Source organism: Micropruina sp., assembly GCF_027492755.1.
GTDB lineage: Bacteria > Actinomycetota > Actinomycetes > Propionibacteriales > Propionibacteriaceae > Micropruina.
On the sequence record NZ_JAPUED010000138.1, the window covers coordinates 2,768 to 9,999 of the forward strand.

The window sequence follows — 7,232 nt, forward strand, 5'->3', positions numbered from 1 at the left end:
GGCTGGCCCTGTTGCGGGTAGGGCTGACCGCCCTGCGGGAACTGCTGGCCGCCGCCCTGCTGGGGGTACTGCGGGCCGCCCTGTCCGGGGTACTGGTTCTCGCTCATGCCTGGGACTCCGTGCTCTCGACGTGGGCGTGGGGCGCCTTGCCTGCGGCGCGCACGCTGACTCCGCAGTTGGAGCAGAACAGCGCGGACGGCAGCAGCGGCATCTCGCACGACGGGCAGAACTCGAGGTTCGGTCCGGCCGAACGTGCCCGTGCGGTGGATTCGAGCGCGGCCTCCATCAGGCCGCGATGCAACGCCGTCCGGATCCGCAGGATCAGCACGGCCAGGATCGCCAGCCCCCACAGGATGGACAGCACCAGGCCCAGCACGGGGTTGCCCAGGAAACCGAGCAGGTAGAGCCCGCCGGCGAACAGCACGTTGGCCCCGACAGCTTCGGCGACCCCGCGGAAGTAGCGCGGGCTGAAACCGTCATAGCCCTCGCCCAGACCGGAGAACTCGGCGCAGGCGATGCCGGTGGCGGTGCCCATCAGCAGCGGCTTCACGAAGCCCTCCAGCACCAACAGCGAGATCCAGGTGGGGGCGTCCGAGACTCCCGCGTAGCCGCCGGTGATCAGCGGCCAGTGCTTGACCAGGGTGTCGGCGGTGGCGAACGCGACGCCGGAGATGACGCCGAAGGTGAGGCCGTCCATCAGGTCGTCGAACTCGGGCCGGGCGGCGAGCACGACCGGGCCGATCTGCCGGATCGCCTCACCCACCACGGGCACCAGCAGGGCGGCGATCAGGAAGCCGCCGAAGGTCGGGGCGAGCGTCTCGGTGTCTCCCCAGGACGCCGCCGGGCTGAGCGGACCCCGCAGGGCGAGCCACAGCCACGTCCAGGCTCCGCCGAGCACGGCGGTGAGCAGGAAGGCGAGGCCGGTCACCAGGACCGGTTCGTCCTCCCACATGTTCACGTCGTAGAGGTAGACGATGTAGACCAGCGGCATCGCGAAGGCGGCGATCAGCACCGCGATCGGGAGCGCTCCGGTCGCCGCCACGATCACCGTCGCCAGCAGCGCCAGTCCGAGAGCGAATTGATAGGTCATCGGCCGCACGGCGGCACCGCGCGGCATGATGGTGGAGACAAGCTTGAGGGACACTACGGATTCGTTCGGCTTCGCAGCGAACGACGCCTTGCGCGCGCCGTCGTCGGCATGGGCGTCCAGCCCGCACACCTGACAGTAATGCGCCGCCTCAGGTACGTCCGCGTGGCAACGAGTGCACTGCACGACTGAATTCCTTCCGGTCGGTTGGGGCGGCCCGATCCCGGGGCCGCGTCGGGTCAGTCTCTCAACACATAGGGCCGCGAAAACGCCCGGCGATACACGTTCTTGGCAAGATTTCACGCCACGATTCAGGACTTCGGCCCGATCCGGACGGGGAGCCGCCCAGGCCGCGAATTCCCTGGTCAGTCCAGCTGCTCGAGGAACTCCCGGCGCATCTGGGTGACCTGCTTGCGGCGGCCCGCCGAGACGCCGGACGGCAGCAGCGCGATCACCGCCAGCGCATTGCCGTCGTTCTCGGTATCGATCGCCACGTGCACGCTGACGGTGACCCGGACGCCGTCGCCGCGCACCCCGGACGCCTCGGCGGAGGCCTTCTCGACCGATCCGGAGCTGCTCGTGGCGTCCCCGATGCGGCGCTTGCCGAGGCCCGCCGAATGCCGGTTGAGCAGCCGTCCGGCTTCCTCGGCGGCGGTCACGTCGTCGCCGGCGGTGTAGGCCCGGAAGATGAGCGTGGCGCTGCCACCGGTCAGCACCAGCTGGGTGTCGCTGCCGGTGTCGAGCTCCCAGCCGTCCGGCCATGAGACGGTGTAGTCGCCCACATGGGCCTCGTTGTCGGCGCCGTTCCCGGAATCGTCGTCGTCATCGGGTCCGGGAGCCGACGTCGTCCAGTCGGTCGGTGCGCCGGTGACACCGCCCCGGTTGCTCGCCGCGAAGGCCAGGACGGCGACTCCGGCGACGCTGCCTCCCACCAGATACAGCAACCCTCGGCGGTCGGGCCCGGGTGCCGGTGGCGGCGGACCGAGCGGAGCCACCGTCTGCGCACTCCACTGACTCGAGGCCGCGTCGTCCACGGAACGAACCCGGTCCTCGCCGGACGGCGGGTAGTTCTCATAGGTCGGAGGCGGCGTGCTCACGGCCTCAGGGTGCCATGCGAGGGGCGCTGGGGCGGGGAGGCGGCGCTCAGCCGGCGCCACAGGGCGTCGGTGGTGTTCCGCAGTTCGGCGGGCGTGCCGTTGTTGTCGATCACCTCGTCGGCGGCGGCCAGCCGCTGGGCGCGTCCGGCCTGGGCGTTGATCCGGGCCAGCGCCTGCTCCCGGGTCAGGCCGTTGCGGGCCATCAGCCGGTCCAGCTGCGTCTCGGGGTCCAGGTCGACCACGACCACCAGGTCGAAAGCGTCTGCCTGCCCGGTCTCCACCAGCAGCGGGATGACCTGCACCACGACCGAGCCGGACGGCGCGGCCCGGCTGAGTTCGACCGCCCGAGCCCGGACGGCGGGGTGGACGATCGCTTCCAGATCGCGCCGGGCGTCCGGGTCGGCGAAGACGATCGCGCCCAACGCCGGACGATCCAGTTCCGGCGGGCCGCCGTCCGCAGCGGGGCGCAGGACGCCGGGGCCGAAGCGCTCGACGATCGCGTCCAGACCGGGCGTGCCGGGCTCGACCACCTCGCGGGCCAGCACGTCGGCGTCGATCACCACCGCACCCAGCTCGGCCAGCCGGTCGGCCACCGCCGACTTTCCGGACGCGATCCCGCCGGTCAGGCCGACCAGCAGCAGATCAGGTCGCTCCTGGTTCACCATCGGCGCGGAACTCGCGAGTGGGGCTGGTTGTTCACCCGGCCAGCATGCCCGCCCGGCAGGTGCGGCGTCCATGCAGTCCCGCCGGAGCCCGGAACGCCGACCGGCCCGGCTCCCACAAGGGGGAACCGGGCCGGTCGAGTGACTACTGGTCGGGCTGACCTCAGCGGTTGCCGGTCAACCGATCGCGCAGCGCCTGCAGCGCCTCGTCCGAAGCGAGCGAACCCTCGGCCTCGGTCGTGGTGGTGCTGCCCGCGGAGTACGCGGCGGTGCTGGCCTCGGCCACGGCCGCCTCGACACCGGCGGCCTCGGCGTCCTTGACCTGCTGCTTGTGAGCCTCCCAGCGGGCCTGGGCCTCGGCGTACTGCCGCTCCCACGCCGCCTGCTGCTCCTCGTAGCCGGGCTTCCACTCCTGGGTCTCGGGATCGAAGCCCTCGGGGTAGATGTAGTTGCCCTGGTCGTCGTAGGACGCGCTCATGCCGTACAGCGCCGGGTCGAAGTCGTCGGCATGCATGTCGACACCCTCGTTGGCCTGCTTGAGCGAGAGCGAGATCCGGCGACGCTCGAGATCGATGTCGATGATCTTGACCATGACCTCGTCGTTGACGGAGACGACCTGCTCGGGAATCTCCACGTGACGCTCGGCGAGCTCGGAGACGTGCACCAGGCCCTCGATGCCCTCCTCGACACGGACGAACGCGCCGAAGGGCACCAGCTTGGTGACCTTGCCCGGCACGATCTGGCCGATCTGGTGGGTCCGGGCGAAGGTCTGCCACGGATCTTCCTGGGTCGCCTTCAGCGACAGCGAGACGCGCTCGCGGTCCATGTCGACGTCCAGCACCTCGACGGTGACCTCGTCACCGACGGTGACCACCTCGGAGGGATGGTCGATGTGCTTCCAGGACAGCTCGGAGACGTGCACCAGGCCGTCCACGCCGCCCAGGTCGACGAAGGCACCGAAGTTGACGATGCTCGAGACGACGCCCTTGCGGATCTGGCCCTTGGCGAGCTGGTTGAGGAAGGTGTGACGCACCTCGGACTGGGTCTGCTCCAGCCAGGCGCGACGGGAAAGCACCACGTTGTTGCGGTTCTTGTCCAGCTCGATGATCTTGGCCTCGAGCTCCATCCCGACGTACGGCTGCAGGTCGCGGACCCGGCGCATCTCGACCAGCGACGCGGGCAGGAAGCCACGCAGACCGATGTCGATGATCAGGCCGCCCTTGACCACCTCGATCACCTTGCCGGTGACGACGCCGTCGGACTCCTTGACCTTCTCGATCGTGCCCCAGGCGCGCTCGTACTGAGCCCGCTTCTTGGACAGGATCAGGCGACCCTCCTTGTCCTCCTTCTGCTGGACCAGGGCCTCGATCTCATCGCCGACGGCGACGACCTCGAAGGGGTCGACGTCGTGCTTGATGGAGAGTTCCTTGGAAGGGATCACGCCTTCGGTCTTGTAGCCGATGTCGAGCAGGACCTCGTCCCGATCGACCTTGACGACGGTTCCGGTGACGATATCGCCGTCATTGAAGTATTTGATGGTTGCATCCACCGCAGCCAGGAAGGCTTCGGGGGAACCCAGGTCGTCGATGGCGATCTGGGCTGCCTCGGGAGAGGAGGTCATGTAGTAGGGCTCCGATTGATGATGGGACGTCGTGGGCGCGCCGCAACCCTGCTCCTTCAGAATCGCTTCGCCGGGGAATCCCGAGAACTTCATCCATGGGGCGCGCGGTACCTGCTAGGTCTGTAGGCCCACAGATTGCGATGCTCTACCAGACTACCGAGCGGGCACGAAACGGGTCAATTTCATTCGGCTCCGCAGAACTTCCTGTCCGGGACACGACCGGGGCCGATATGCGAGGCTCCGAGATGAACGATCAGGAGGATGCCATGGCTGAGGGCGATCTCACCGCAGACTATGCGGTGATCGGTGTCGGGTCGATCGCGGAAGCGATCGTGACCGGTTTGTGCGAGGCCCCGGCTCCGCCCTCGGTGGTGCTGTCCCCCCGCAGCCGGAAACGGACGGCCCGGCTGGCCGCCCGCTACCCCACCATTCGGGTCGCCGCCGACAATCAGGCCGCGGCGTCCGCCGCCGGCACGGTGCTGCTGTGCCTGCGCCCACAGGACGCGGGCGACACCCTCTCGTCGCTGCGGCTCACGTCCGAGCAGCGGGTGATCAGCGTGATGGCCTCGGTCTCGGCGGCCGAGGTCGCCGAGCTGGTGGGACCGGTGGCCGAGATCTCTCGGGCGATCCCGGGGATCGCGGTCGCCACCCGGCGCGGTTTCACCCCGGTGTTCCCGCCGGCCAGTGCGGCGCAGCGACTGTTCGACGATCTGGGCGGCTCCATGGTGCTGGAATCCGAACGGCTGCTGGACGCGGTGTCGGTGGCCAGCGCCACGGTCGCCGCCCATCTCGCCTACCTGCAGACGGTCTCGTCCTGGCTGGCCGGGCAGGGAGTCGAACTGCCCGACGCGCAGCGCTTGATCGCGTCCGTGTTCGCCGGCGCCACCGCCGAGTTCGCGACGAACAGCGATTTCGCCGCGCTGGTCCGGCACCACGCCACCCCGGGCGGCCTCAACGAGCACTTCGAACGGGCCCTGCGGGAAGCGGGTGTCCCTCACACGGTGGACCGGGCGCTCGAGGCCCTGCTCGACACGATCCCGCCGAGCTGACCAACCTCGTTGGTCGAGCTTGTCGAGACCCGAAGTGACCAAAGGAACCGTCCCCGGTGACCGAGGGGACGGTTCTCCTGGTCACCGGGGACGGTTCTCTTGGTCACCGCACGGGCAGGAAGAGAGGTTTCGACAAGCTCAACCAGCGGTGGGTAGGGATCAGACCGTCGCCGGCTCCGGCTCGGACGCGCGGACCGGCGTCGAGGTCTCGACACCGTCGTAGCGATCCTGGTCGAGGATTCCGTTGCGCTTGGCGACGATGGTCGGCACCAGCGCCTGTCCCGCCACGTTGGTGGCAGTCCGGGCCATGTCGAGGATCGGGTCGATGGCCAGCAGCAGGCCGACGCCCTCCAGCGGCAGTCCGAGCGTGGACAGGGTCAGCGTGAGCATCACCACGGCACCGGTGAGACCCGCGGTGGCGGCCGAGCCGACCACGGCGACGAAGGCGATCAGCAGGTAGTCGGTGATGTCGAGCGGCACGCCGAACAGCTGTGCGACCGTGATCGCGGCCAGTGCCGGGTAGATGGCGGCGCAGCCGTCCATCTTGGTGGTGGCGCCGAGCGGGACGGCGAAGGACGCGTACTCACGCGATACTCCGAGCTTGTCGGTCACGGCGCTCTGGGTGAGCGGCAGGGTGCCGATCGAGGAGCGCGAGACGAAGGCGAAGACGATCGCCTCCCAGGCACCGGCGAAGAACCGCCGGACGCGCAGCCCGTTCAGTTTGAGCAGGAGCGGATACAGGCCGAACAGCACCAGGGCGCAGCCCACGTACACGTCCACGGTGAAGACCGCGAGCGGGGCGAGCAGGTCCCAGCCGTAGCTGGCGACGGCTTTGCCGATCAGTGCGGCCGAACCGATCGGCGCCAGCTTGATCACCCACCAGACCAGCTTCTGCGATACCGCGAGCACACTCTCGGCGAAGCCGATGAACGGGGCTGCCTTCTCACCCGCGGCCAGCGCGGCAGCGCCCAGCGCGATGCCGATGACCACGAGCTGCAGCACGTTGAACGACAGCGAGCTGGTCACCGCGATGCTGCCGGCGGCTTCGGTGGCCTTGCTGCTGACCTCGAGGCCGAGGATGTTGCCGGGCACCAGCGACTTGAGGAAGTCGAGCCAGCTGCCCTGGGTCGCGACGGCCTCGGCGCCGGAGGTGTTGATGGAGGCGTTCGCACCCGGGTTGGTGAGCAGTCCGAGCGTGATGCCGATCAGCACCGAGACGAGTGCGGTGATGGCGAACCAGAGCAGCGTCTGGACGGCGAGCCGGGCGGCGTTGGTGACCTTGCGCAGCTGGGTGATCGAGACGATGAGCGCGGTCAGGACCAGCGGGACCACCAGCACGCGGAGCAGCTGGACGAAGATGGTGCCGACCGTGGCCATGGTTTCGGTCAGCCAGCCGAGGCTGAGGCTCCGGGCCAGGAAACCCAGCACGATGCCGGCCCCGAGGCCGGTCAGGACCTGGGCCCAGAACGGGAATCTGGGGCGCGCCGGAGCGGCCGCCGATGCGGATGAGGACATGGTTGATGAAGCCTTTCGGGTTCGGGGGTTTCAGGACGGGGGCGTGCGGGAACGTCCGCTCAACCGCGCATCAACACAGGCAGCTGGCGTCCAGGCGGTGGTCGACCACCCGGCAACTCCACAACAGCGGCATGTAGATACGTCCTTTCCACTGGGCGACAACCGGCACGTGCCGAGGCCTATTCCCGATCCGGCGAGGAT

Annotated in this window: 6 protein-coding genes; 1 reads left to right on the top strand and 5 read right to left on the bottom strand. The window is 69.1% G+C overall.

Annotated elements, in window-relative coordinates:
- Positions 1 to 103: 103 nt before the first annotated feature.
- The 4 genes from Q0066_RS10040 to rpsA all read right to left on the bottom strand — a co-directional run bounded on the left by Q0066_RS10040 (position 104) and on the right by rpsA (position 4,467).
- Positions 104 to 1,273: a PrsW family glutamic-type intramembrane protease gene (locus tag Q0066_RS10040; RefSeq protein WP_298132505.1), complete on the bottom strand. Its 1,170-nt coding sequence runs from the start codon at positions 1,271 to 1,273 to the stop codon at positions 104 to 106.
- 179 nt (positions 1,274 to 1,452) lie between these two features.
- Entirely contained in the window at positions 1,453 to 2,184 is a 732-nt protein-coding gene (locus Q0066_RS10045) for a hypothetical protein (protein WP_298132507.1), read from the bottom strand.
- Positions 2,181 to 2,849, bottom strand: coding sequence for a dephospho-CoA kinase (coaE, locus tag Q0066_RS10050; RefSeq protein ID WP_298132509.1), 669 nt, complete (start codon positions 2,847 to 2,849; stop codon positions 2,181 to 2,183). The genes Q0066_RS10045 and coaE overlap by 4 nt, the downstream gene beginning before the upstream one ends.
- 160 nt (positions 2,850 to 3,009) lie before the next feature.
- The gene (gene rpsA, locus Q0066_RS10055; protein WP_298132511.1) at positions 3,010 to 4,467 is read right to left on the bottom strand and encodes a 30S ribosomal protein S1; all 1,458 of its coding nucleotides are present in this window, start codon (positions 4,465 to 4,467) and stop codon (positions 3,010 to 3,012) included.
- 266 nt (positions 4,468 to 4,733) lie between these two features.
- On the opposite strand from rpsA, the gene Q0066_RS10060 reads away from it, so the two are divergent.
- Entirely contained in the window at positions 4,734 to 5,516 is a 783-nt protein-coding gene (locus Q0066_RS10060) for an NAD(P)-binding domain-containing protein (RefSeq protein ID WP_298132513.1), read from the top strand.
- 159 nt (positions 5,517 to 5,675) lie between these two features.
- Here the strand turns inward: Q0066_RS10060 and Q0066_RS10065 are convergent, their stop codons facing one another.
- Positions 5,676 to 7,031, bottom strand: a complete 1,356-nt coding sequence (locus tag Q0066_RS10065) for a dicarboxylate/amino acid:cation symporter (protein ID WP_298132515.1) — start codon at positions 7,029 to 7,031, stop codon at positions 5,676 to 5,678.
- Positions 7,032 to 7,232: the final 201 nt, after the last annotated feature.

What these genes read in the sequence shown, in the direction of transcription:
- coaE (WP_298132509.1), bottom strand. Translation starts at nt 2,849, where the DNA reads ATGGTGAACCAGGAGCGACCTGATCTGCTGCTGGTCGGCCTGACCGGC.
- rpsA (WP_298132511.1), bottom strand. Translation starts at nt 4,467, where the DNA reads ATGACCTCCTCTCCCGAGGCAGCCCAGATCGCCATCGACGACCTGGGT.
- Q0066_RS10060 (WP_298132513.1), top strand. Translation starts at nt 4,734, where the DNA reads ATGGCTGAGGGCGATCTCACCGCAGACTATGCGGTGATCGGTGTCGGG.
- Q0066_RS10065 (WP_298132515.1), bottom strand. Translation starts at nt 7,031, where the DNA reads ATGTCCTCATCCGCATCGGCGGCCGCTCCGGCGCGCCCCAGATTCCCG.